At 58.3% G+C, this 24537-nt stretch carries 20 protein-coding genes; 4 read left to right on the forward strand and 16 right to left on the reverse strand.

All coding sequences use genetic code 11. The features are described from left to right. Positions 1 to 33: 33 nt before the first annotated feature. From RVY89_RS14370 to phoB, 7 genes are all read right to left on the reverse strand, one after another. Entirely contained in the window at positions 34 to 1419 is a 1386-nt protein-coding gene (locus RVY89_RS14370; protein WP_484825691.1) for a DUF3999 domain-containing protein, read from the reverse strand. After that, positions 1416 to 4031, reverse strand: coding sequence for a DUF2339 domain-containing protein (locus tag RVY89_RS14375; protein ID WP_484825692.1), 2616 nt, complete (start codon positions 4029 to 4031; stop codon positions 1416 to 1418). The genes RVY89_RS14370 and RVY89_RS14375 overlap by 4 nt, the downstream gene beginning before the upstream one ends. A gap of 88 nt (positions 4032 to 4119) precedes the next feature. Next, complete coding sequence (gene malZ / locus RVY89_RS14380; protein ID WP_484825693.1) at positions 4120 to 5937, reverse strand: maltodextrin glucosidase; 1818 nt, start codon at positions 5935 to 5937, stop codon at positions 4120 to 4122. 162 nt (positions 5938 to 6099) lie between these two features. Continuing rightward, positions 6100 to 7473: a proline-specific permease ProY gene (proY, locus tag RVY89_RS14385; RefSeq protein ID WP_008503261.1), complete on the reverse strand. Its 1374-nt coding sequence runs from the start codon at positions 7471 to 7473 to the stop codon at positions 6100 to 6102. 80 nt (positions 7474 to 7553) lie between these two features. Further along, a complete protein-coding gene (gene brnQ, locus RVY89_RS14390) occupies positions 7554 to 8873 on the reverse strand; it encodes a branched-chain amino acid transporter carrier protein BrnQ (RefSeq protein WP_045909798.1) in 1320 nt (439 codons plus the stop codon). 409 nt (positions 8874 to 9282) lie between these two features. Next, entirely contained in the window at positions 9283 to 10578 is a 1296-nt protein-coding gene (gene phoR / locus RVY89_RS14395) for a phosphate regulon sensor histidine kinase PhoR (RefSeq protein WP_484825694.1), read from the reverse strand. 21 nt (positions 10579 to 10599) lie between these two features. Continuing rightward, entirely contained in the window at positions 10600 to 11289 is a 690-nt protein-coding gene (gene phoB, locus RVY89_RS14400; protein ID WP_008503265.1) for a phosphate response regulator transcription factor PhoB, read from the reverse strand. Between the two features lie 187 nt (positions 11290 to 11476). Between phoB and sbcD the strand changes: the two genes are divergently transcribed. Together sbcD and sbcC are read left to right on the forward strand one after the other, a co-directional pair. Next, positions 11477 to 12682, forward strand: a complete 1206-nt coding sequence (sbcD, locus tag RVY89_RS14405) for an exonuclease subunit SbcD (protein WP_484825695.1) — start codon at positions 11477 to 11479, stop codon at positions 12680 to 12682. Continuing rightward, positions 12679 to 15810: an exonuclease subunit SbcC gene (sbcC, locus tag RVY89_RS14410; RefSeq protein ID WP_484825696.1), complete on the forward strand. Its 3132-nt coding sequence runs from the start codon at positions 12679 to 12681 to the stop codon at positions 15808 to 15810. Before sbcD ends, sbcC begins: the two co-directional genes overlap by 4 nt. Before the next feature lie 98 nt (positions 15811 to 15908). Here the strand turns inward: sbcC and mak are convergent, their stop codons facing one another. Next, positions 15909 to 16814, reverse strand: coding sequence for a fructokinase (gene mak / locus RVY89_RS14415; RefSeq protein WP_484825697.1), 906 nt, complete (start codon positions 16812 to 16814; stop codon positions 15909 to 15911). 123 nt (positions 16815 to 16937) lie between these two features. On the opposite strand from mak, the gene rdgC reads away from it, so the two are divergent. Further along, complete coding sequence (gene rdgC / locus RVY89_RS14420; protein WP_023310540.1) at positions 16938 to 17852, forward strand: recombination-associated protein RdgC; 915 nt, start codon at positions 16938 to 16940, stop codon at positions 17850 to 17852. A 48-nt stretch (positions 17853 to 17900) separates the two neighbouring features. On the opposite strand, the gene ppnP is transcribed toward rdgC, so the two are convergent. From ppnP to RVY89_RS14445, 5 genes are all read right to left on the reverse strand, one after another. Next, positions 17901 to 18188, reverse strand: a complete 288-nt coding sequence (ppnP, locus tag RVY89_RS14425) for a pyrimidine/purine nucleoside phosphorylase (protein ID WP_008503270.1) — start codon at positions 18186 to 18188, stop codon at positions 17901 to 17903. A gap of 71 nt (positions 18189 to 18259) precedes the next feature. Continuing rightward, positions 18260 to 18937, reverse strand: a complete 678-nt coding sequence (locus tag RVY89_RS14430; protein ID WP_008503271.1) for an AroM family protein — start codon at positions 18935 to 18937, stop codon at positions 18260 to 18262. A gap of 237 nt (positions 18938 to 19174) precedes the next feature. Further along, positions 19175 to 19366 carry a protein YaiA gene (yaiA, locus tag RVY89_RS14435; RefSeq protein ID WP_023334675.1) on the reverse strand — a complete coding sequence of 64 codons (192 nt, stop codon included), beginning with the start codon at positions 19364 to 19366 and terminating at the stop codon, positions 19175 to 19177. A gap of 44 nt (positions 19367 to 19410) precedes the next feature. Then, on the reverse strand, positions 19411 to 19935 hold the full coding sequence (gene aroL / locus RVY89_RS14440; RefSeq protein ID WP_484825698.1) for a shikimate kinase AroL: 525 nt from the start codon (positions 19933 to 19935) through the stop codon (positions 19411 to 19413). Between the two features lie 144 nt (positions 19936 to 20079). Continuing rightward, on the reverse strand, positions 20080 to 20538 hold the full coding sequence (locus RVY89_RS14445; RefSeq protein WP_010428006.1) for a YaiI/YqxD family protein: 459 nt from the start codon (positions 20536 to 20538) through the stop codon (positions 20080 to 20082). A 97-nt stretch (positions 20539 to 20635) separates the two neighbouring features. Between RVY89_RS14445 and proC the strand changes: the two genes are divergently transcribed. After that, a complete protein-coding gene (gene proC, locus RVY89_RS14450; RefSeq protein ID WP_024906789.1) occupies positions 20636 to 21445 on the forward strand; it encodes a pyrroline-5-carboxylate reductase in 810 nt (269 codons plus the stop codon). Positions 21446 to 21461: 16 nt separating this feature from the next. Here proC and adrA read toward each other — a convergent pair whose 3' ends face one another. The 3 genes from adrA to phoA all read right to left on the reverse strand — a co-directional run bounded on the left by adrA (position 21462) and on the right by phoA (position 24493). Further along, entirely contained in the window at positions 21462 to 22565 is a 1104-nt protein-coding gene (gene adrA / locus RVY89_RS14455) for a diguanylate cyclase AdrA (RefSeq protein ID WP_484825699.1), read from the reverse strand. 102 nt (positions 22566 to 22667) lie between these two features. Continuing rightward, on the reverse strand, positions 22668 to 22988 hold the full coding sequence (psiF, locus tag RVY89_RS14460; protein WP_008503278.1) for a phosphate starvation-inducible protein PsiF: 321 nt from the start codon (positions 22986 to 22988) through the stop codon (positions 22668 to 22670). 89 nt (positions 22989 to 23077) lie between these two features. Beyond that, positions 23078 to 24493: an alkaline phosphatase gene (phoA, locus tag RVY89_RS14465; RefSeq protein ID WP_484825700.1), complete on the reverse strand. Its 1416-nt coding sequence runs from the start codon at positions 24491 to 24493 to the stop codon at positions 23078 to 23080. Positions 24494 to 24537 lie beyond the last annotated feature (44 nt).

A 24537-nucleotide genomic window follows, 5' to 3' on the forward strand; every position in this document is an offset into this window, starting at 1 on the left:
TTACGAGAAAGGCCCGCTAATGCGGGCCTTTTTTTATGCCTTACGCTGCGTCTCTCGCCAGATGCGCCAGGCCATGCCCGCCAGCAGAATCACGCCCGCAATCAGCACGCCCCACACCAGCTGGGCGTTCATCCAGCTCGCCCGATCGGCCGCAGAGGTGGCGGTCAGACGCCCCTCACCGCCTAACGCAACATCATCCACAATGTCGGCCTGCGGCAGGTTCGCCATATCATAGGTCTTGCGCAGATCGGCTGGGATCAGCATGTCAGGCTCCACCTGTGCTGGCTTTGCGGCGCCGTTGCCCCAGGCGAGCACGTACGGCGCTTTCCCCTGCGCGTTGAACACCAGGTCATAGCGGTCACGATGTCCCGTGACGCCCGGCAGGTATTCTGGCAGACGCGCATTCAGCGTCGTGATTTTTACGGCCTGCACCAGGCCCCCGTTAAGCGAAACCGGTGGCGACGTTTTTCCGTCAAGACGGTAAAGAACCTCTTTCTTCAGGGGATGCCATGCGTCTTTTTCCGTACTCCGCCACGCGATCTCCACGGGAAGGACGCCATCGCCATTCAGTGAGATGCTGACAGCACTCAGCGGCTGCGGGCGCGCCCAGTGCCACAGCGCTTCGCTTGTCGATAGCTGCTCCCCTTTCCCTTCAAGATTGACCGCTTCCGGGGCCGCCTGGGCAGGTGCGCTGATTGCGTTTACGCCGGTCAAGGTTATTCCCTGGCTCTGCGCATTCAGCACCACCATGAGATAGCGATTCGCATCGGGAGATAAAACCGTATCGGTATCGACCCGATCGAGCTTAAGGCGATCCTTACCGCTGGCGACGTCCAGCAGCGGCATCTCTTCGCGCAGGGTATACCAGCGCTTAAGATCTTCGCTGTAATAGACCGATGCCGTTCCCTGCCACGGCGTCTGCGGGGTATTCCAGAGCAGCTGCAGCTGGGATATGGCGATCTCCCCCGTCGCCTGCTCCGGCAGGGTCAGCAGATAATGTTGCCCGGCTGCGGCGGCTTTTTGCCCCTCCAGCACAATCTCAACGCCGTTTGCGGAGCGGAGCAGGATCTTATCGCTATCGCCGGATCCTCGCGAAGCCGCAAGCGGTGAGGCGTCCAGCGGGAAGAGGCGCAGCGCGGTGGATTGCACTGGCGCCTGCGGACGCGTCGCACTGACCAGGCTGAAGGGAACCGGCTCGCCCGACTGGTTAAAGACGCGAACATCACGCAGATCCGGCGACGTGCTTTGCTCATAGACGGCGAGCGGCAGCATCACCCGATACCACCGGGAAGAAACGGACGTATCGAGTGAAAGACCAAAAGCATAGTCCCGGGGCGATTCCGTTTGCCCCTCGTCGCAGAACGCCGGGCCGGAAAGCGCCAGCAGCGCGGTACAGGCTACCGCTTTCATCCATTTCATTTTTCATCTCCTGTTTTGGGCGGCAGCGGTGAGAAATACCCCACGATAAGAACCAGTATCGCCACGCCGATAAACGCCACCGCGCGCGACAGACCGCCTCCGCCCGCGCTGTCCACCAGCATCAGTTTAACCATTACCACACCCAGCAGTGCGGCGCCGCAGAGCCACTCCTGCCGGGAAGCCCGACGGGTGGCATGGATCATGACAACCAGCGCGCTCAGCATCCAGAACAGGGCAAAGCTGGTCTGGATAAGACGCGAATCCCACAGCGATGCCATATTCCAGGCCACGTCGCCGTACCAGGCCAGGGCGCGCATCAGCGCGCCGTTTAGCCACCAGAAGCCAAACGCCATAATCGCGACGGCAGGCCACGGGCGGGCCTGCGAGAGCCACTCCGGATAGTAACGATCCACAGCCCGATAAAAGACGACCAGCCCCAGCAACGCGAACGCCGCGCCTTCCTCAAGCGGGTTTACCAGCGGTAGCCAGGTCTGACGATAGACCACGCCGTCCTGGAAATTGGTCGCTACCAGCAATACCAGCAGCGCCACGACTACGGGAATCGGTGCCAGGCAGGCGTAGAGCGCAGGCCACTCCCGGAAAGGCCATACGCGACGCCGTACGGCTGCAGAGAGCGCCATAATCACCCCGCCGCCTGCTGCCATCGCTAAACCGCTGCCCCAGGCCGCCATGCCCCACGGCAGGGACCGGGCAAACCAGTAAAGCTCGGCGGCCAGCGCCAGTAAAATCATCCAGAACAGCGACAGATGCAGCCCCATCGCGATGCGCGGCAGAAGTCTTTCACCGTCGCGCCGCAGCAGCATCAGCGCGGCAGGAAGCGCAACGCACCAGGCCAGGTTTGACCAGCCGGCGGAAACGATCTGCTGATGCCAGAGCTGATACCCCACCATCAGCAGCATAACTGGCCACAGCAGCCATTTGCTGGCATCCAGCTCCCGCCACGCCAGGCGAGCAGCGACATGCCGCCAGCCCCAGACCGACGCCGCCGTCAGCGCCAGCACGCCCGCCAGAACCGGTAATTCTTTCGTCAGCGCCAGCCGCGACGCGCCCAATAGCGCCACGAGCCAGAACAGCAACCCGCCAGCCAGCAGCGCCCAGCTGACCGGCAGGAAGAGAGTCCGCCACAGCCAGGCCGCAGCCAGCCAGCAAAGGCTGAGGATGGCGAAGATAAGAAGCAGGCTCAGCGACGTAACGCCGTTGGTTTGCGCCCACAGCGCGCTGCCGAGCGCCAGCACCATCAGCGCCGTCCCGCTATAGCTCATGCGACGCTGGTGTTGCTGCACGCCCAGCCAGAGGATGCCCACCCCTTCCAGCGCCCAGGCCATCGCCGTCCAGCGCGCCGACAGCGCCAGCGGAATGGCGAGCGTGGCGAACCCGCCGCCGATGGCCAGCGCCGCCATGACCAGCGGCCGTCCGAGGGAGGGATAGCGCCGCAGCGCGAGGTACGCGAGGGTGAGATAAAATGCGCCGTAGCCCAGCGCGCTCAGCGCCGGGCCATATTCCCAGTGCCGGGTCATGCCGTACTGCATCCCGAAGCCGATGAGCGGCGGGGCAAACAGCAGCACGCCGTCAATAATCTGCTTCCCTTTCTCCTGCGCCCGCAGCGACAGCGCCACGCTCAGCACGCCGAATATCAGCGTATTGGCAATCAGGAACAGCTGGCAGATCCAATAATCTTCAGGCTGGTAGTCATTCAGCCCCCACAGGCCGCCCACGCCGAAGGTGAACAACAGCCCGAGCAGATTCAGCTCGCGCCAGTGCTGCCAGATGCTGATAGCGAGAATGCCGATGGAAAGCAGGAGATAGAAAGAGAACAGCGCGACAAAGCTGCCGCCCCCGGTAGACAAGAGCAGCGGCGCAAGATAGCCGCCGAGGCTCGCCAGCATGGCAAGGCTCAGCGCCTTCTGCAGCACCGCCAGCCCGACGCTTGCCGCGCAGATCACCACCAGAAGCGCAAAGGCCAGCGTCATCGGCAGCATTTGCCAGAGCCGGAAGGCGCCAAACACCGTCAGGTAGAGCACGCCGGTCGCTCCGCCCTGGAGGATCAGCGCATAGACGCGCTGCCTGTGCCTCAGCCGCCACCCGACTGCCAGCAAAACAATGGCAAACAGCGCGGTTGCCACGAGGCGCAGCTCAAGCGGGAACAGGGAATGCTCGACGGTATAGCGCAGCAGGAATGAAAGACCGAGGAAGAGCAGCAGGATCCCAAGCTTCGCCAGCGGATTACCCTGCATGAACCAGCGCGCAAGCGACGTCAGGATGCCGCCAAAGGCTGAAGGCTGTTTTGCCGCTGGCGCAGGGGCCGGAGCGGGTTCTGCCACCGCAGCGGGAATATCGGGGCGCCAGGGGTCGACAGGCGCGGGGGCGTCCTCTACAACCGGCGCGGTTACAGGGACCCGCGCGGTGGCCTGCACCGGTTCCGGCGCATTCTCAGGTACGCCGCGCTGCTCAAGCGCCTCTATGCGCTGGCGCAGCCGGGCAATCTCCTGCCGCGCTGCCGTACTTCGATTAAACCCGATAACCGCAAGCACGGGCGCAACCAGCAGCGCAAAAACCAGGAATAAACAGCCAAGGATGTAAAGCTCGTCCATGTTTCCACCTTCACCGTAAACGATCCGTTAAGATTGACACAAATCGTTGCATTTGCGCCATCTTAAAAGGTGGAAACATTAACAGGTCTTAACTGCCGAACCAGATCGTCGCGGATACCGCAGGCAGCGCCAGCACGCCGTCCTGTATCGTCGCCTTGCCCTCTTTGCTCTTCCACGCAGCCACCTTCAGCAGCGGTGAATCATCCAGCACCACTTCGCAGGCCTCGCCCCGGTTGATCGCCACCAGCACGCGCTGCTGGTTATAGACGCGAGCAAACACCACCACGTTATCGTGGGCGTACACCACCTGACAGCCGCCGTAGCGCAGGGCGAGACTCTGCTTACGCAGCTTCGCCAGCCGCTGATACAGGCTGAACAGCACCTTGTCCTGCTTCGCTGGCTCCCACGGGAAGGTTTTGCGGCAGAACGGATCGTTGTTGCCGTCCAGCCCCACTTCGTCTCCGTAGTAGATGCACGGTACGCCCGGCCAGGTGAAGAGCCATGTCACCGCCAGCGGCAGACGCGCGACATCCTTGCCGAGCAGGGATTTAAAGCGCGCGGTATCGTGGCTATCGAGCTGGTTAAACATCCGCAGCTGCTGCTGATGCGACAGGCCGGCGCGGTAGTTCTCCATCCACGCCATGCAGGTTTCAGCGTCGATATGATTCGGATCGTAGGAGATATCGGTGTTAGCGAGGAATCCCCACAGCGGGAAGGTAAAGCCGCGATAGTTCATCGCCGCATCTTCCGCATCGTTCTGCAGCCACTGGCGCGCGTCGCCAAAGTGCTCGCCAAAGACGAACGCCTCCGGCTGGGCCGCTTTTGCCGAGCGCGTAATCCCGGCGACGTGCTGAAGGTTTTCCCGCGCCCCGCCCGCTTCGCCGAGCATATGCACCACGTCCAGGCGCCAGCCATCCATATTCCACGGCACCTTCAGCCAGTGACGCACGATGCTGTTTTCCCCGCCGTAAATCTCGTTCACAAGCGTTGGCGACTGGAAATCCAGCTTCGGCAGGCTCGGGTAGCCCAGCCAGTCCAGCGCACGGCCCTCCTCGTTAAAGCTGTACCAGCCGCGCTGCGGCGAATCCGGGTTATGGCATGCCCCGCCCATCGACTGGTTATGGCGGTCAAACCAGGCGTGCGAATCTCCGCTGTGGTTGAACACGCCGTCAAGAATGAGGCGCATGCCTTCGTTTTGGGTGTTATTACGCAGACGCAGCAGCGCCTCGTCACCGCCAAACTGCGCGTCAACGTGGCGATAATCTTCGGTATCGTATTTGTGTACGCTCGGGGCCTTAAACACCGGGTTGAGATACAGCGCCGTCACGCCCAGTTTTTTCAGGTACGGCAGCTTTTCGCTGATGCCGTCGAGATCGCCGCCGTAGAAGGTCGATCCGCCCGCCTGCGCCGTCACCGGGTCATCCCACGCTTTCATAATGACGTCGTGACCCGCCGCGTGGTGGTAATAAACCTTATCCTGCTGCTCGGTGCGCTTTTCGCTGCGCGCAAAGCGGTCCGGGAAAATCTGGTAAAAGACCTGATCGTTAACCCACTGCGGGCCGTTATCCGGGTAATCGACCGCAAACTGCTCCAGCCGTGCGGGCGGGAAACGGCTAAACCCCTGCGGGGTAAACCACAGCTGGCGGTTGTTCCACAAAAGCTTAAAGCTGTAGCGGCGGCGCGGCTGTCCGCTACGCAGGTCGATATTCGCCCGCCAGGCGGTGATCCCCGGCTGAGGCTGACTGCGCAGCTTGTGCATTTTCAGCCCGGTCTCTTCGTTATCGATTTCGGCGCGAAGCGTCACGCGTTCAGGCTGATTTTCCCCCGCCAGCCAGAGCGTAATCACAAGGTTGTCTTTGTTTTGCTTAACAAATGGGGCAACCGGAAGGTGCCAGGCGTTTAACATCACGAATCCCCTTTGATGAAATTGACGTCACCTTGCCACAGGGTGGTTAAGGATAGCTCACCATGACGTGATTTATTGGGGGAGGAGGACGGGGGATGAGGCATCAGTGTGTCCTGATGCCCTCACCCTAACCCTCTCCCACGGGGAGAGGGGAAAAGGATGTTACTGCGCTTCAGCCAGCTGACGGTCGCGGCGGCATTTAAACACCCAGCCCACCAGCAGCAGCACAATCCACGCGCAGCCCACGTATAGCGAAATGCGGGTGTCCGGATGGTAGCCAATCAGGCCAATGATAAACACCAGGAAGATCAGCCCGACGACGGTGGTCGCCACCCCGCCCGGTACTTTGAACTTCAGCGCTTTCGCCTCATCCGGCGACAGGCGACGGCGGAAGGCAATCTGCGACAGCAGGATCATGATCCACACCCATACCGTTGCGAAGGTTGCCAGGGACGCAATCACCAGGAAGACGTTCTCCGGCATGATGTAGTTCAGGTAAACCGAGAACAGCAGCGCAACGGTCATCACCACGACGGTCACCCACGGCGTGCCGCGGCGCGAGGTTTTGGCGAACACCTTCGGCGCACTGCCCTGCTCCGCCATGCCGTGCAGCATACGGCCCACGCCAAAGACGTCACTGTTGATCGCGGAAAGCGACGCGGTAAGCACCACAAAGTTGAGTATGCTGGCCGCAAACGCAATGCCCATATGCTGGAAGGTCAGGACAAACGGGCTACCGTTGGTGCCCACCTGGTTCCACGGGTAGATAGACATAATCACGAACAGCGTACCCACGTAGAACACCAGAATACGCATCGGTACCGAGTTTATGGCGCGCGGAATGGATTTCTCCGGGTCTTTCGCTTCCCCGGCGGTGATACCGATAATCTCGATACCGCCGTAGGCGAACATCACCATCTGTAGCGACATGACCATCCCGAGCCAGCCGTTGCTGAAGAAGCCGCCGTTGCTCCAGAGGTTGTGGATCCCGGTCGGCTGCCCGCCGTTGCCAATCCCCCAGATGATGATGCCGAAACCGGCCACAATCATGATGATGATGGTCGCGACCTTAAAGAAGGAGAACCAGAACTCGAGCTCGCCGAACACCTTCACGCTCATCAGGTTGACGGCGCAAATGATCAGCACCACGCTCAGCACCCAAATCCAGTGCGGCACCGCCGGGAACCAGACGCCCATATAAATGCCAAACGCCGTCACGTCGGCAATCGCCACAATCAGGATTTCGAAGCAGTAGGTCCAGCCGGTGATAAATCCGGCCAGCGGGCCGAGGTTTTCCTGCGCATAGCGGGAGAATGAGCTGGCGGAGGGGTTGTGAACCGACATTTCGCCGAGGGCGCGCATGATGATATACGCCGCCACGCCGCCGATGATGTACGCCAGCAGCACGCTGGGACCGGCCATTTTGATGGCATCTGCCGAGCCATAAAAAAGACCGGTGCCGATAGCCGAGCCCAGCGCCATAAAGCGGATGTGGCGCGTGCTCAATCCACGTTTAAGTTTGTTAGTGCTTTCCATTTAAATCTTGCCATTCAACACGAAAAAACAAAAAACCACGGGGCCTTAAGCCCCGTGGTTAAACAGTTTGTTGCCGTTGATTAATGAGCGTTCGATGCGACCTGACGCCCTGCAGCACGGTCCCAGATAATCGCCAGAACCAGCGCAACAACGGTAGGCATCAGCCAGGCCAGACCCTGCTCGGACAGCGGCAGACGCTGTGTCCAGGCTGGCAGAACTTCAGCGAACGCTGATGCTTTAATCCCGTCAAGGATACCAAAAATCAGGCTGATAAACATGGCTGGCGCAATAATTCGTGAGGAGTTGTTCCACCACGGGCGGGTGAAGCTCAGCACAACCAGCACGATGCACGGCGGATAAATCGCCGTCAGTACCGGAATAGAGACCTGAATCAGGTGGCTCAGACCGAGGTTTGACACCGCCATAGAGAAGATGCCAAGGATAAACACCAGGGTGCGGTAAGAGAGCGGCAGATACTGCGCAAAGAACTCTGCGCAGGCGCAGGTCAGGCCAACCGCAGTGACCAGACAGGCCAGGAAGATCAGCGCCGCCAGCAGCATACTGCCCGCACCGCCGAAGGTGTGCTGAACGTAGGCGTGCAGGATAGCCGCACCGTTGGCGTTCTGATCGACCAGCATGGCGCTATCGGAGCCCAGGCGGAACAGCGCCAGATACAGCAGCGTCAGCCCTACGCCAGCCATCAGACCGGCCCAGATGGTATAGCGGGTCAGCAGACGCGCTTCGGTCACACCGCGGGAACGCGCGGCGTTAACGATCACGATACCAAACACCATCGCGCCCAGCGTATCCATCGTCAGGTAGCCGTTCACAAAGCCGTTAGAGAACGCGGCGTTTTTATAGGCGTCCATCGCGTCGCTAATCGGGCCCGCTGGCCAGACGATAGCCGCTACCGCCAGAACAATCAGCGCCACAATTTTCAGCGGAGCAAGGAAGTTACCCACGGTATCCAGCAGCTTGCCAGGATAGAGGGAAACCAGAATCACGATAGCGAAGTAGATCAGGCTGTAGATGAACAGCGGCATCGCGCCGTCACCGGTCAGGGGAGCAATCCCCACTTCGAAGGAAACGGTAGCGGTACGCGGGGTGGCAAACAGCGGCCCCACGGCCAGATAGCAGACGGTCGCCAGCAGAACGCCTGCCACTTTGCCGATCGGGGAGCTGAGGCTATCCACACCGCCGCCGACTTTCGCCAGCGCGATGACGGTCAGCACCGGCAGACCCACGGCAGTAATCAGGAAACCAAACGCGGCGGTCCAGACGTGTTCACCCGCCTGTAAGCCAACCATTGGAGGGAAAATGATGTTGCCTGCGCCAACGAACAGCGCAAATGTCATAAAGCCCAGCGCGATGATGTCACGCGATTTTAAGTGATGGGTCATAAAACCTTACTGCCTGTGGATGTGGTGTTGAAAACATTGAGATTTTCGTTCTCCCTGACGGGACGATACAGCCGAAAATTTGCTCAATTTCAGCGGAAAATGCTCCCGTCCTGGCGTGGAGAAGAATAGTTTTTCGATTTACCACGCAAATACAGTCGGTCTGACAGTATCTGGGGCGCAATTTAAACGCTTATAACGTTTAAAGGCAAGGTGGGATCGTAAAACCAGAACAATATGCCAGCATGAAAATACGCACCAGCACAATACGCTGTTTATAAGAAAAACCCATGGCTAATCATGCGAACAAAAAACAGCCAGCCGTATAAAATTCATCCGCGTTTCGCTTTACTGCAAAGCAAACGGGCCAGCGATGGCTGACCCGTGGAAAGGAAAAATGACACGTCCGCCGTCAGGCGATCTTTTTGGCAATTAATCGTTCCGGGATAACGAAGCTGAAGCGGGTTCCCTTGCCCAGGGTACTATGAATATCGAGACGGCTTTCATGGTGATTGACCGCGTGTTTCACAATTGCCAGCCCCAGGCCGCTTCCGCCCGTCTGCCGGGATCGCGCTTTATCCACACGGTAGAAGCGCTCGGTCAGACGCGGAATATGCTCCGGCGCGATCCCCGGCCCATTATCCTCCACGCTAAACTCGGCCCCCGTTGGGGCATGGTGCCAGCGCACCACGATATCCGTCCCCTCCGGCGTATGATTCACCGCGTTATACACCAGGTTGGAAATGGCGCTGCGCAGCTCATCTTCGCTGCCCAGCACCTTCAGCGTGTTGTCGACGTCAAAGGTCAGGTGATGCTTTTTGTGGCTTAACGTCTGCGCTTCACGCTCCACGAGCCGCAGCATCATCGGGACATCAATGGTGTCATTCAGCGCGAGCGTTGGCGCCGCTTCAATCTTCGAGAGCGTCAGCAGCTGCTTCACCAGGCCTTCCATCCGGTGCGTTTGCTCGCGCATGGTGTGCAGCGCTTTTTCACGCGGCGCGCCTTCCAGCGTTTGCTCCTGCATCATCTCCAGGTAGCCCTGCAGCACGGTCAACGGGGTTCGCAGTTCGTGGCTGACGTTGGCGAAGAAGTTGCGACGCGCCCCTTCCAGCTGGTGCATCTGGGTAACATCGCGCGCCACCATCAGCCACTGCTTATCGCTGTAGGGCATCACGCGGATCTCCAGATGGCGACCATTATTGAGCTTGAGATTGTGCGGGCGTGTGAAGTCACGCTTTTTAAGGTACAGCGTGAACTCGGGATAACGCAGAAGGTTGAGGATATTCTGTCCATTATCATCAGGCCAGCGCAGGCCCAGCAGCTGCTGCGCCAGGCCGTTACACCAGAAGATCGTCCCTTCTTCGGTCGTCAGAATCACGGCATCCGGCAGCGACTCCGCACCGCTGCGAAAACGCTTAATCAGGCTTCCCAGCTCGCGGCGGCGCTTTTTATTACGCATCTGCATCTGATGCAAACCGTACAGCAGCGGCTCCCAGCTGCCGCTTCCCGGCGGCGGCGTCATGCTTCGGTCAACCCACAGCCACCATGAGAGGCGCAGCAGGTTCCAGAAATGCCAGATGAGCAGCCCGGTGACCGACGCCAGCAGAAACCACGGCAGGTGTCCAAGAAAGGCCCCCAGAATGAAGGCCGGAATACAGCATAAGATCAGTTCAAAGACGAGCCTTTTCCATGACAGACGTTCCAGCACGCGTCACACTCCTGTCATTGTTCAGAAACGGGTAGAAAAACGATAACCCGTGCCGCGGACCGTCTGCACCATGCGATCGTGGCCGCTCAGTTCCAGTGCTTTTCGCAGGCGGCGAATATGTACGTCAACCGTCCGGTCTTCGACATACACGTTAGTTCCCCAGACGTTATTCAGCAACTGCTCGCGGCTGTACACGCGTTCCGGGTGGGTCATAAAGAAGTGCAGGAGTTTAAATTCGGTAGGGCCCATATCGAGGGGATTTTCACCGGTCATCACGCGGTGAGACGTAGGATCAAGGCTCAGTCCCTGCATTTCGATCACCTCTTCCACCGCCATCGGCGAGATGCGGCGCATTACGGCTTTAATGCGGGCCACCAGCTCTTTAGGGGAGAACGGTTTGGTAATGTAATCGTCCGCGCCGGTTTCCAGACCGCGCACGCGATCCTCTTCTTCTCCGCGCGCCGTAAGCATCACAACCGGAATATCGCGGGTCAGCGCTTCACGCTTCAGGTGTTTGATAAACTGCAGTCCGGAGCCGCCGGGCAACATCCAGTCCAGCAGAATCAGATCGGGCCAGGGTTCATTCAGCTGGTTCACTGCGCTGTCATAATCTTCAGCTTCAACCGGCTGGAAGCCATTTTGTTCGAGCACGAAGCACACCATTTCACGAATTGGAGCTTCATCTTCTACGACCAGAATACGTCTCGCCATACTTTGCCCTGTCTTATCTTATTTACGTTACAAGTTTGTAATTCGGCGCCATTATGCGTCAGATTTATGACAGATTTATGAAAAACAGTACCACGTTAACGGGCAAACTGTTGTTTTATTACAGCGGTTATTTTCCCTTCTCTGAACGTTTATAATCCTGCTTTCTCTTTTTTGCCACGGATCAGCTATGCGCATACTTCACACCTCGGACTGGCATCTGGGTCAAAATTTTTACAGCAAAAGCCGTGCGGCTGAACATGAAGCGTTCCTGGGCTGGCTGCTGGAAACGGCCCGGACGCACGAGGTGGACGCGATTATTGTGGCGGGTGACATCTTTGATACCGGCTCGCCGCCGAGCTATGCGCGCGAGCTATATAACCGCTTCGTGGTGAATCTGCAGCAAACCGGCTGTCATCTGGTGATAGTCGCCGGCAACCACGATTCCGTCGCGACGCTGAATGAATCCCGCGACATCCTGGCGTTTCTCAATACCACCGTCGTCGCCAGCGCCGGGCACGCCCCGCAAATCCTGAAAAAACGCGACGGGTCGCCTGGGGCGGTGCTGTGTCCGATACCGTTTTTACGGCCGCGCGACATCGTGCAAAGCCAGGCGGGGCTATCGGGCGCTGAAAAGCAGCAGCATCTCTTGCAGGCCATCACCGACTATTATCACCAGCAGCATGCCGATGCCTGCGCCCTGCGCGGCGACCAGCCGATTCCGGTGATTGCGACCGGGCATCTCACCACAGTCGGGGCCAGTAAAAGTGACGCCGTACGTGACATCTATATCGGCACGCTGGACGCCTTTCCGGCGCAGAACTTCCCGCCAGCCGACTACATTGCGCTCGGGCATATCCACCGCGCGCAGGTTATTGGCGGCAGCGAGCACATCCGCTACTGCGGCTCCCCTATTTCGCTCAGCTTTGACGAAACGGGCAAAGCCAAATCCGTGCATCTGGTGAGCTTCAGCGAGGGAAAACTCCGCGCCGTCGAGACGCTGGAAGTACCTGTCACCCAGCCGCTGGCGGTGCTGAAAGGCGATTTGGATGCCATCACCGCCCAGCTGGAACAGTGGCGCGGTGCCGAACAAGATCCCCCCGTCTGGCTGGATATCGAAATCACCACCGATGACTACCTGCACGATATGCAGCGCAAAATTCAGGCGCTGACGGAGGATTTGCCCGTCGAAGTCTTACTGGTCCGCCGCAGCCGCGAGCAGCGCGAGAAAATTCTGTTAAGCGCTCAACGCGAAACGCTCAGTGAGCTTCGGGTTGAAGAGGTGTTTGAACGCAGGCTCTCGCAGGAGGAAATTGACGACGCGAAGCGCGCAAGACTCAGCGAACTGTTCAGCCATACCCTGCATGCGCTCAATGATGAGGAAGAAAACGCATGAAAATTTTGAGCCTGCGCCTGAAAAACCTCAACTCCCTCAAGGGCGAGTGGAAAATTGACTTTACCGCAGAGCCGTTTGCCAGCAACGGTCTGTTTGCCATCACCGGCGCGACCGGGGCAGGAAAAACTACCCTGCTCGACGCCATCTGTCTGGCGCTTTATCACGAAACGCCGCGACTGCAGAAGGTCTCTCAGGCGCAAAACGACCTGATGACGCGCGACACCGCCGAGTGCCTGGCGGAAGTGGAGTTCGAGGTAAAAGGCACTGCCTATCGCGCCTTCTGGAGCCAGAACCGCGCGCGCAATCAGCCGGACGGAAACCTGCAGGCGCCGCGCGTGGAGCTGGCGCGCTGCGAAGATGGCAAAATCCTGGCCGACAAAGTATCGGATAAACTGGAGCAAACCGCCGCGCTCACCGGACTGGACTATGGTCGCTTTACCCGATCAATGCTGCTCTCACAGGGGCAGTTTGCCGCCTTCCTTAACGCCAGGCCGAGCGACCGTGCCGAGCTGCTGGAAGAGCTGACCGGCACCGAGATCTACGGCCAGATTTCCGCCATGGTGTTTGAAAAACACAAAGCCGCCCGCAGCGTGCTTGAAAAGTACGAGGCGCAGGCGGCGGGCGTCGTGCTGTTGAGCGAAGAACAACAGCAGCAGTTACAGCAAAGTTTGCAGGCACTTACTGACGAAGAGAAAACCCTGCTGGAACAGCAGAAAAGCCAGCAGAAAGATTTTCAGTGGCTTACGCGCTATGATGAGCTCGTGCTTGAGCAGCAGCGCGTCATCGCGATGCAGCAGCAGGCGCAACAGGCGCTGACGAACGCTGCGCCAGAGCTGGCTAAGCTCCAGCTCGCTCTCCCCGCCGCCCAGCTTCGGCCGCTTTGGGATCATCAGCAGGAGCAAACCTCGCGTCTGGCGCAAACCCAGCAGCGAATTATCGAAGTAAATACTCGCTTACAAGCCAAAACCGCGCTGCGCGCACGTATCCGCAATACCGCCCAGCGTAATCAAGAGCAGCTTCAAACCGAGCTGACGGCGCTGGCGCAGTGGATGGGGGAGCACGAGCGCTATCGCCTGCTGGGGCAAGAAATTGCCGGCTGGCGCGCCCAGCTATCGCAGCTTAACCGCGACAAAACTCAGTTGGCCTCGCTTGCTGCGCGGATGAGCGAATTACGCAACAGGCTGGCCGGGATGCCGGAAAATTCGCTGACCCTGACGGCGGATGATGTTAGCGCGGCCATGGAGCAGCAGTCGCGGTCACGCCCGCTGCGCCAGCAGCTAACCTCGCTGCATGCCCGCTATCAGCCGCTGCAAAAGCGCCTGCGCCAGAGCGGTGAAAGCGTGCAGAAGGCCCGGGCCGAACAAAATAAGCTCAATGAAACGCTGACCCTGCGCCGCCAGCAGTACAAAGAGAAACACCAGCACTATCTGGACGTGAAGGCCCTGTGCGAACGCGAAGCGACGATTAAAGACCTGGAAAGCTATCGTTCGCAGCTTGAGGCGGGCAAACCCTGTCCACTGTGCGGTTCCTGCGAGCATCCCGCCGTTGAGCAATACCAGTCTCTTGAGCTGACGGATAACCAGCGCCGCCGTGATGCCCTGGAAAAAGAGGTCGCCGCGCTAAAAGAGGAAGGCCTGCTGGTGCTGGGGCAGGTCAATGCCCTGAGTCAGCAGATCCAGCGCGAGTCAGACGAAGCGCAGACTCTCTCTCAGGAAGAGCAAGCGCTCACTAAAGAGTGGACGGAAGCCTGCGCTTCCCTGAACATCGCATTGAATATTCAGGACGATATCGCGCCATGGATGAACGAGCAGGAACAGTACGAGCGCCAGCTCTATCAGCTCAGCCAGCGTCTGACCCTGCAAAACCAGCTGAACGAACAGGAAGCACAGGAGCGACAGTATCAGCAGCAGCTGGCGGCCGCGCGCCAGGCGCTGGGACACACCCTGCTCTCGCTATCGCTTAACGTACCTGAAAACGGTAATGAAGCCGCCTGGCTGCACGCCCGCGAAGCGGAATTCGCGCAGTGGCAGGAAAAGCAAACGCAGCACGGCGTGCTTCTGGAACGTATAAACGCCCTGAAGCCGTTGCTCGACGCGCTTCCGGCAACGAACAGCGAAGAAGCCGAACCGGTTATTCCTGACAACTGGCGCGACGTCCACGACGAATGCCTGTCGCTGCAGAGCCAGCTCACCGCGCAGCATCAGCAGGAAAAGCTGGAGCAAGAGCGCCTGCAGCAGTCGCAGACGCAGTTCACCGCGGCGCTCTCGGCGAGCTGCTTTGCCGATCGGGACGCGTTCCTTGCCGCGCTGCTGAATGACGACGCTATTCGCCACCTTGAACAGCTGAAACAGTCGCTGGAAAACCAGATACAGCAGGCCGCGGCTTTATGCGGGCAAGCGAACCAACAGCTGCAGTCTCATCTGGCACAGAGGCCGCAAGGGCTCAACGCCGATGCTCCCACGCTGCAAAGCCAGCTGCAGCAGCTGGCGCAACGGCTTCGCGAGAACACAACGCATCAGGGCGAGATCCGTCAGCAGCTTAAGCAGGACAGCGATAACCGCCAGCACCAGCTGGCGTTGATGCAGCAAATTGAAGAGGCCGCGCGCCAGGCGGACGACTGGGGTTACCTGAACGCGCTGATCGGCTCAAGCACCGGCGACAAGTTCCGTAAGTTCGCCCAGGGGTTGACGCTGGACAATCTTGTCTGGCTTGCTAACCAGCAGCTTAACCGTCTGCACGGGCGTTATTTATTGCAGCGCAAGGCCAGCGACGCGCTGGAGCTGGAAGTGGTGGATACGTGGCAGGCGGATGCAGTCCGCGATACGCGCACCCTCTCCGGCGGTGAGAGCTTCCTGGTCAGCCTGGCGCTGGCGCTGGCGCTTTCCGATCTGGTGAGTCATAAAACGCGGATCGATTCGCTGTTCCTGGATGAAGGGTTCGGCACGCTAGACAGTGAGACGCTGGATACCGCGCTGGATGCGCTCGACGCGCTGAACGCCACCGGGAAAACCATCGGCGTGATCAGCCACGTTGAGGCGATGAAAGAGCGCATTCCGGTGCAGATCAAAGTGAAGAAGATTAACGGGCTGGGGTATAGCAGGTTGGATAAGGTGTTTGCGGTGGAATGAATGGGGGGATCGTGCGGTCTGATGCCCTCACCCTGGCCCTCTCCCACAGGGAGAGGGTACAAACATTAAAAACGGCAACGCAAGTTGCCGTTTTGCGTTTATTCGGGCCACAGCCACGCCGCGCCGCGCACGCCGCTGGAGTCCCCGTGCAGCGCTTTGCGGATCGGGGTTTCACACTCGCCGCCGAAGACCCACTGCTTCACCAGGTTCGGTACCGTGGCGTAAAGCCGATCGACATTGCTCATGCCGCCACCCAGTACTATCACGTCAGGATCGAGAATATTCACCACGTGCGCCAAGGATTTCGCCAGCCGCATTTCGTAGCGGCTCAGGGCCAGCTCGGCGACCGGATCCTGTTCTTCGACCAGACGCATGATTTCGTTGCCCTTGAGCGGCTGGCCGCTCAGGCGGTGGTAGTCGGTCGCAAAACCGGTACCGGAGATAAACGTCTCAATACAGCCCTGTTTTCCGCAGTAGCACGGCACTTCGGTGCGGTATTTAAGCTCGTCTTCATCCATCCACGGCAGCGGGTTGTGCCCCCACTCGCCCGCGGTGCCGTTACCGCCGATATGGGCGCGCCCGCCGAACGCCACGCCCGCACCGCAGCCGGTACCGACGATCACGGCAAACACGGTCTGGGCACCGGCCGCCGCGCCGTCGATGGCCTCCGAGACCGCCAGGCAGTTGGCATCGTTGGCCAGACGCACTTCCCGGTTCAGGCGCGCGCTTAAGTCTTTATCAAACGGCTGGCCGTTGAGCCAGGTGGAGTTAGCATTTTTAACCACGCCGGTATACGGCGAGATCGAGCCCGGGATCCCCATCCCGACGCTGCCGGTTTGCCCTGTCGCCTGCTCGGCCATCTCAACCAGTCTGGCAATCGTCTCGATAGTCTGGTGATAATCATCGCGCGGTGTAGGCAGACGGTGGCGGAACAGCTGTTCCCCCTGCTCGCTCAGTGCGATAACTTCTGTTTTGGTGCCGCCCAAATCGATCCCAATACGCACTAGACTCTCCTCATTATTTTGATTATCAACAGAGTAGAAGCACGCTTCCCGATTAGCAATGCAAGCGATGCGACAATTCGTTATCATGCCCGCTGATTTAACGACAAGGCCGTGGAAATTATCATGCTGTGGTTCAAAAATTTGATGGTTTACCGTCTCAGCCGCGACGTTTCGCTGCGTGCAGAAGAGATGGAAAAACAGTTAGCCGCTTATACCTTTTCCCCTTGCGGTAGCCAGGATATGGCGAAAACCGGTTGGGTTCCGCCAATGGGTTCACAAAGCGATGCACTGACCCACGCCAGCAGCACGGGTCAAATCATCGTCTGCGCCCGTAAAGAAGAGAAGATTCTGCCCACGCCCGTGGTTAAGCAGGCGCTCGAAGCAAAAATTTTCAAGCTGGAAGCCGAACAGGGCCGCAAGCTGAAAAAGACCGAAAAAGATTCGCTGAAGGATGAAGTGCTGCACTCTCTGCTGCCGCGCGCCTTCAGCCGCTTCAGCCAGACCATGATGTGGATCGACACCGTTAACGGGCTGATCATGGTGGACTGCGCCAGCGCCAAGAAAGCAGAAGACACGCTGGCCCTGCTGCGTAAAAGCATCGGATCTTTACCGGTCGTTCCGCTGGCGCTGGAAACGCCGATCGAGCTGACGCTGACCGAATGGGTACGCAGCGGCGCTGCGGCACAGGGCTTCCAGATCCTTGATGAAGCCGAGCTGAAAGCCCTGCTGGAAGATGGCGGCGTGATCCGCGCGAAGAAGCAGGATCTGGTGAGCGACGAGATCGCTGTACACATCGAAGCGGGTAAAGTGGTCACTAAACTGGCGCTCGACTGGCAGCAGCGCATCCAGTTCGTGATGTGCGACGACGGCTCCGTGAAGCGTCTGAAGTTCTGCGACGAGCTGCGCGATCAGAACGAAGATATCGACAGGGAAGATTACGCCCAGCGCTTCGACGCGGACTTCATCCTGATGACCGGGGAGCTGGCCGCATTGATTCAGAATCTGGTGGAAGGTCTCGGCGGCGAAGCGCAGAGATAACGGGCAAAACGTAGGCCGGGTAAGCGTTAGCACCACCCGGCTTATTTTTTATTTCAGATAGCGGCACAGATAAGAGGTAGGTTCAGCGACCTGCAAATGAAACTCGCTGTGGCCAGGGACGTTGAAAACTTGCCCGGCAGCGTAAACTTTCCATTCCGTTTCACCCGGCAGTAAGACGTTCAGCGCACCGCTGACCACCGTCATTTCTTCCGCTTCCGCCGTGCCAAAGGTGTATTCGCCTTCCGCCATAACGCCGACACTGGCGCGGCCAGTGCTGCTGCTGGTAAAACCAATGGATTTCACTTTACCGGAAAAGTATTCGTTACTCTGAAGCATGAACTGGCCCTTATATTTTTAGATAAAAATTCACTATAGGGGCCATGCTCATCACCTGTCACGCAAAATCATTACATGAGGAGTTCCGAGGCCAGGCGAGCCATCAGAACGTTTGATAACAGCACGGGCACATCCAGCGCTTTTTGCAGCAAATCACGATGATGCTGATGGAAACCCAGGCAGTCCAGGATCAGGACATCTGCCCCTCTCTCCAGCAGTTCCTTCCCGGCAGCAATGAGCTTGGCCTCACTGTCCCAGAACGGATTTGCCAGCGCATACAAGGGCACTTTTTCCAGCACGTGCCATTTTGCTTCCTGGTTATCCATGAGCTCCTCGATGGGGACAATCACCCCCACCTGATGACCATCCACGATGGAGGCCACCAGCGGCGGAATGATGCGCATCGGTTCCAGCAGAATCGCATTGCGCGCCGTGAGCCCCTTAATGGGGGCCGTGCTCATCAGCAAAATAACGTCATAACCCTGATTATCGAGCACTTCTATCACGCCCTGCAGCGAGCGCTCGATTTTCTGGCGTGAAACATGCGCCAGTTTACCGTCACTTAATAACGTCGCCAGGGGATCCTCCCCCGCCTCGACAGCGTAGTCCTCCATGACCTCTTCCCGACTCATCTTCCCCAGCAGGCTCAGATGCGTTATCTGTTGTTCAGATACATGCTCGGTTAAGAGCGGTAACACTTCGCTTACAGGGACCACACCAATGGTGAGGATCGCCAACGTTGCCTTCATCTTAATCGCCTTCCATTACTTCAACATCGTGCACACAGGTACAGGCTCACTACGCTGCACAGTTCATTTTTTCAACAAAACAGCACCAAGCGTAGCAGGTGATCCCGACATCGAAATGTAAAGATCGCCTGCCGATACCGGAGTTACTTGTAATAACTAAATATTAACTCCTGCTTAACTTTCACGATGAGTAAAAAGTGTGATTCAGGCACGATCCTGGAGCGTTTAGGAAAACATTCAGGTTATGTCGGGATCTTCGTAGCGCCGTTTCGCATCCAGCGCTTCCTGCTCAGTCTCGTGTTCACTGATCAGCGAATCCGGTTTTGGGTGATCCGCACGCAGTTGATACCAGGTCACGGTATGACCCGTATGGCCTTTTTCAACGGTAACAATGCGCGCTTCACGCGGATAGGGAGGTCTGGTTGGCATAGCTCATCCTTTTTTTATGTCTGAGCTATAAGTATAGACGCCGCTTAGCTGGCACAAGCCAAACGCAGGGCGGTAATAATCAGAATCACAACGTCTTCGGGAGTGGCTGACGCATCCACCACGTGGTGAGCCGCTTCGCGGTATAGCGCATCGCGTTCCGCCAGCACTTCACTCACCTCTTCGTTGAGTGGTCTGGAGGTCAGCGCAGGGCGTTGCCCCTCTTCCGGAAAAGCTTCCAGACGCCCTACCAGAGCCGACACCGGCGCGCTGAGGTAAATCACAATTCCCTTTTCGCGCATAAAGTGACGATTACACTCCGCCAGAACAATGCCCCCACCGGTCGCGATCACGGCAGACGGGGTGGTGACCGCTTTCAGCGCGGCGGTTTCGCGCGCGCGAAAGCTCTCCCATCCCTCTTGCTCAACAATCTCAGCGATGGTTTTTCCGGCCTCGGTTTGCAGCCAGTGGTCGGTATCCACAAACTGGCGATGACACACGCGTGCCAGCTCCAGGCCAACGGTGGTTTTCCCACAGCCGCGGGGGCCAACTAAAAAGATGGGTTGGGTCATAGCCAGGTGTTCCCCTTGATGCCGGATGGCTGAAGAGTGTAAAGAAATAATTGCAGAAGATGTTGCGATTACTTTACTGCAAAGCGGTACGGGATGACAACCCTGTGGAGGCCACACTGTACCACAAATTGACAATAATTATCATTACGCTGTGCGGCGCTTCACTTCCAGCAGCCATTTATCCAGTTCGGCAGCAAACTGCTGGCGATCGCGCTGTGAAAGGCTGTCCGGTCCACCGGTCTGCACGCCGCTGGCCCGCATCGTATCCATGAAATCGCGCATGGTGAGCTTCTCGCGAATGGTCGACGGCGAGTATCGTTCACCGCGCGGATTAAGCGCCGCCGCCCCTTTCTCCAGCACTTCGGCAGCCAGCGGAATATCCGCAGTGATCACCAGATCCTCCGCGCTACACAGGCGAACAATTTCGTTATCCGCCACGTCAAACCCGGCCGGCACGCGCAAAGAGCGGATGAACCGCGAAGGCGGTACGCGAATATTCTGGTTCGCCACCAGCGTCAGCGGCATCTGAACGCGCTCGGCGGCGCGAAATAAAATCTCTTTAATCACGTTCGGACACGCGTCCGCATCAACCCAAATCGCCATATTGTCTCCCCATAATGACTCTGTCGACTATTGTCGCCTGCATTTCGTTGTTAAGCTATCAATCAGAGAAAACAACGCATAATGACGGAGAATCGTGATGGACAAGAAAATCGGGTTTATCGGCTGCGGTAACATGGGCAAAGCCATCCTGGGCGGTCTGATCGCCAGCGGGCAGGTGCTGCCGGGTCAGATTTGGGTCTATACCCCGTCACCGGACAAGGTCGCCGCGTTGCGCGATCAATACGGGATCAACGCCGCCGAAAGCGCGCAGGAAGTGGCCCAGGTCGCCGATATCGTCTTTGGCGCCGTCAAGCCGAACATCATGATCAAAGTGCTGAGCGATATCACCTCCAGCCTGAATAAAGAGACGTTGGTGGTGTCGATTGCCGCGGGCGTCACGCTCGATCAGCTGGCGCGCGCGCTGGGCCACGACCGCAAAATCGTCCGTGCGATGCCCAACACCCCCTCCCTGGTCAACGCCGGCATGACCTCCGTCACGCCTAACGCGCTGGTGACCACGGAAGAAGTGGCCGATGTGCTGAATATTTTCCGCTGCTTCGGTGAAGCAGAAGTGATTGCCGAATCAATGATCCATCCGGTGGTCGGCGTGAGTGGCTCAGCCCCTGCCTATGTTTTCATGTTTTTAGAAGCGATGGCCGACGCCGCCGTACTTGGCGGAATGCCGCGCGCCCAGGCGTATAAGTTCGCCGCGCAGGCCGTCATGGGCTCCGCCAAAATGGTGCTGGAGACCGGCAAACACCCGGGTGAACTGAAAGATATGGTCTGCTCCCCGGGCGGCACCACCATCGAAGCGGTGCGGGTGCTGGAAGAGCGCGGATTCCGCTCGGCCGTCATTGAGGCAATGGCAAAATGTATGGAAAAGTCAGAGAAGCTAAGTAAATCCTGATCGTTTCAGTCGGGCGTCAGGCGGCCACTTCGGTACGGCTGCGCCCGGCATTTTTCGCTTTGTACAGCGCCACGTCAGCCGCCTTTAGCCATTCCCGATAATGTCCAAACTGCGGCCCCCAGGGGGCAACGCCTACGCTGATGCGCAGCGCCTCTTTTGGCGCGCACGGTAGCGACAGCGTTTCCAGCCGCTCATGCACACGGGACATCACGGCGATCGCGCTTTCCGCTGCGGTCTGCGACATAATCACCGCAAACTCATCCCCGCCAAACCGGCCGATGGCATCACCTGACCGCACCGACATCTGGAGCTGGCGCGTGATGGCAATGATCGCCTCATCCCCCACGGCGTGACCCCAGGTATCGTTGATATTTTTAAAATGATCGATATCAATCAGCAAAATCGTGGCGGTGCAGTGGTCGCGGCGGCAATGCTCAAATTCATTTCGCAGCAGCATTTCCCAGTGGCGTCGATTAAAGACTCCGGTCATGCCGTCGCGGGTGCTCATCATTTCCAGCCGCTGCTTGTGCTCAGCAAGCCTGACGGCGGTGCGGTGGCTGAGCCAGGCAAACAGCATGGGATAAAGCACCAGCACCGGCAGCGTTAACCCCCACTCCACCGGGTCGGGGTTGAAGACGGCCACGTGACCGACAAGCGGCAGCGTCACCAGCGCGGAGAGCAGGGTTAACAGGATCCCCGGAATAAACAGACGACAGCCCCCGGAGCCCATCATGTTCATCCCTACCATCATCACCAGCGCTGCAGTGGGTAACGCGCTCACCCCCATCACGCCGATCCAGAGCCCGGCGATAATGGCATCTATTTTAAGATTGAAAATTTCCTGCTGATGAGGTGACGCGGCCCGGCAGGACAGCTGCCAGGCGAAATGGGGCCAGACGAACGCCCAACCGACCAGTAAAAGCCACCAGCCTCCGGGTAAAAAATGGGTGACCAGCATTCCTGCAACCGGGAAAAACATTGCTGCCAGCCCCACGGCGCGCGCCAGCCGAACCCGCCGGGCAAACTGAATGCCGGCGCGGTGAGAGTCATCCTGAGAAAGGGTTAAATTCCACTCTTCCCGAATGCGCTTTTTGTTGTAATACGTTTCATCATTCATCATTTTTGGGAATATTCTGAAACATTTTCCCAAATTATAGAGAGGGGGTCTGCGGGGAAAGTATGAAATTTCGGGTGAGCCGCCGAAGCCGCTCACCCGTTCGAACTACACTTTTTTCTTCAGGCAGGCACTCATGAACTTGCTGCGGTCATCCCCTTTCAGGGACTGCTCGGTTGCCTTCGCATTACACTCGCGCATCTTTTGCTGCTGCGGCGTCAGGCTTTTTTCAGCCGGTTTCGAGGCGCCGTTTTTGAGGCAGTCACTCATGTAGGTCTTGCGAGCATCGCCCTTCAGACTCTGAGACGTCGCCTGTTGATTACAGGTGGTCATACGCTGCTGCTGCGGCGTTAACGTTTTCTCTTCCGCGTTCGCCGATGCGACCAGGAACAGGCCGGAGAGCAGAGTAACCAGTAATGTTGTTTTCATTGCACCATCCTTTTGTGAACATTCCCTGTAAGTCTGGTTCGTGACAGCAAAAAAACCAGCCGACAGATGTGATTTCCGCAGGGATTTTATCATTTCAGACCCAGCGCCGCCTTCATGGTATAGAACAGATCCGTTTGATCCGTCAGGCCTACCACGTTTGCCGCGTGCGGGCCGTAGGCGGCAATGCGCAGCTGGGTGCCCGTGTGCTCCATGGACTCTTCTTCAGAGTTACCGTAGCTCATCACCATGACGGCGCCATCTTTGGTGTTCAGCGCCTGCGTCAGGCCCGGGGCTTTGGTGTCTGGCGGAATGATCTGGCTGGCGTGCGCGTGGTCCGCGGTGACGATCACCAGGGTGTTACCGTCTTTTTTCGCAAACTCAAGCGCCTTCTGCACGGCTTCGTCCAGATCGACGGTTTCGCCAATTTGACCGCACGGATTCGCCGCATGATCCTGCTTATCGATTGACGCGCCTTCCACCTGCAGGAAGAACCCTTTTTCGCTCTTGCTCAGCAGAGAGATCGCTTTATCGGTCATCGCCGCCAGCGTCGGTACGCTGTCCGTGCGTTTCGGGTTTGGCGTACAGGTCACCGCAGGCTGATCGATGTTACCGTGATAAGAGGCTTTTGGTCCTTCCCAGCGCACGGGCATGTTGCCGTCAGAGAACAGCCCCAGCAGCGGTTTGTTCTGGTTCGCCTCGGTAATTGCCGCCAGCGAATTTGCGTCACTCACCAGCTGATAGCCGCGAGCCTGCGCCTGCTCGCGCAGCGTTTTGCCCTGCCACTCGCCCGCCGTCGCGGTTTCCGCGAAGGTTTTCGCGCCGCCGCCCAGGGTCACGTCAGGACGCGCGTTCAGCAGCTGTTCCGTAATCGAGCCTTTGCCGCCTTTTTCCAGCGCATTCGTTGGGCATTTTTCGCTGGTCACTGACGGGCCGTAGCACTTACGCGAGGTCACGTGCGCCACCAGCGCTGCGGGCGTCGCATCCTGAAGTTCAGCAGTGGAGACGTTGCCGGTCGCCAGGCCCGCCGCCTTTGCCATCTCCAGAAGGGTTTGATGATCTTTTTCGTGAATATCCACGCCCAGCGCACCATTATAGGTTTTCACGCCGGTGGACCACGCCGTGGCAGAGGCCGCGGAGTCCGTTACGTAATCCGGTTTACCGGTTTTTTTATCCAGCGCGTAATGGGTATATTGTCCGGTCAGCGGTAAGGCGTCGATGCCTTTAAAAAAGCCGCCCGCTCCCTCAGCATAATTTCGCGCCGCCGTGATTTCGGAATCGCCCATTCCATCGCCAATCAGCAGAATAATATTTTTCGCCGGTTTCTCATTTAGCGAAGCGCGAATAGCGGCAGTTTGATCTTCTGATAAACGGCGTGCGCCGCCAGGCTGGGTGATATCCCCTTTTGCCGCACGATTATCCAGCACGCTGGTTTGCGTCGTATCAGCATAAATGGCAGGGGTAATTAACAGGGGAAGTAATGCGATGAAAAGTGCGCTCTGTTTCAATTTATTTTCTCCATGTACAAATACATAAAAATAAAAACAGAGCG

Source organism: Enterobacter sp. 3U4 (assembly GCF_057224565.1).

Bases quoted from the DNA above. Each gene is read 5' to 3' on its own strand.
- RVY89_RS14375 (WP_484825692.1), bottom strand. From the start codon at position 4,031: ATGGACGAGCTTTACATCCTTGGCTGTTTATTCCTGGTTTTTGCGCTG.
- proY (WP_008503261.1), bottom strand. From the start codon at position 7,473: ATGGAAAGCACTAACAAACTTAAACGTGGATTGAGCACGCGCCACATC.
- adrA (WP_484825699.1), bottom strand. From the start codon at position 22,565: ATGATGAATGATGAAACGTATTACAACAAAAAGCGCATTCGGGAAGAG.
- malZ (WP_484825693.1), bottom strand. From the start codon at position 5,937: ATGTTAAACGCCTGGCACCTTCCGGTTGCCCCATTTGTTAAGCAAAAC.
- psiF (WP_008503278.1), bottom strand. From the start codon at position 22,988: ATGAAAACAACATTACTGGTTACTCTGCTCTCCGGCCTGTTCCTGGTC.
- brnQ (WP_045909798.1), bottom strand. From the start codon at position 8,873: ATGACCCATCACTTAAAATCGCGTGACATCATCGCGCTGGGCTTTATG.
- RVY89_RS14370 (WP_484825691.1), bottom strand. From the start codon at position 1,419: ATGAAATGGATGAAAGCGGTAGCCTGTACCGCGCTGCTGGCGCTTTCC.
- aroL (WP_484825698.1), bottom strand. From the start codon at position 19,935: ATGACCCAACCCATCTTTTTAGTTGGCCCCCGCGGCTGTGGGAAAACC.
- sbcD (WP_484825695.1), top strand. From the start codon at position 11,477: ATGCGCATACTTCACACCTCGGACTGGCATCTGGGTCAAAATTTTTAC.
- rdgC (WP_023310540.1), top strand. From the start codon at position 16,938: ATGCTGTGGTTCAAAAATTTGATGGTTTACCGTCTCAGCCGCGACGTT.
- sbcC (WP_484825696.1), top strand. From the start codon at position 12,679: ATGAAAATTTTGAGCCTGCGCCTGAAAAACCTCAACTCCCTCAAGGGC.
- RVY89_RS14430 (WP_008503271.1), bottom strand. From the start codon at position 18,937: ATGAAGGCAACGTTGGCGATCCTCACCATTGGTGTGGTCCCTGTAAGC.
- phoB (WP_008503265.1), bottom strand. From the start codon at position 11,289: ATGGCGAGACGTATTCTGGTCGTAGAAGATGAAGCTCCAATTCGTGAA.
- proC (WP_024906789.1), top strand. From the start codon at position 20,636: ATGGACAAGAAAATCGGGTTTATCGGCTGCGGTAACATGGGCAAAGCC.
- RVY89_RS14445 (WP_010428006.1), bottom strand. From the start codon at position 20,538: ATGGCGATTTGGGTTGATGCGGACGCGTGTCCGAACGTGATTAAAGAG.
- ppnP (WP_008503270.1), bottom strand. From the start codon at position 18,188: ATGCTTCAGAGTAACGAATACTTTTCCGGTAAAGTGAAATCCATTGGT.
- yaiA (WP_023334675.1), bottom strand. From the start codon at position 19,366: ATGCCAACCAGACCTCCCTATCCGCGTGAAGCGCGCATTGTTACCGTT.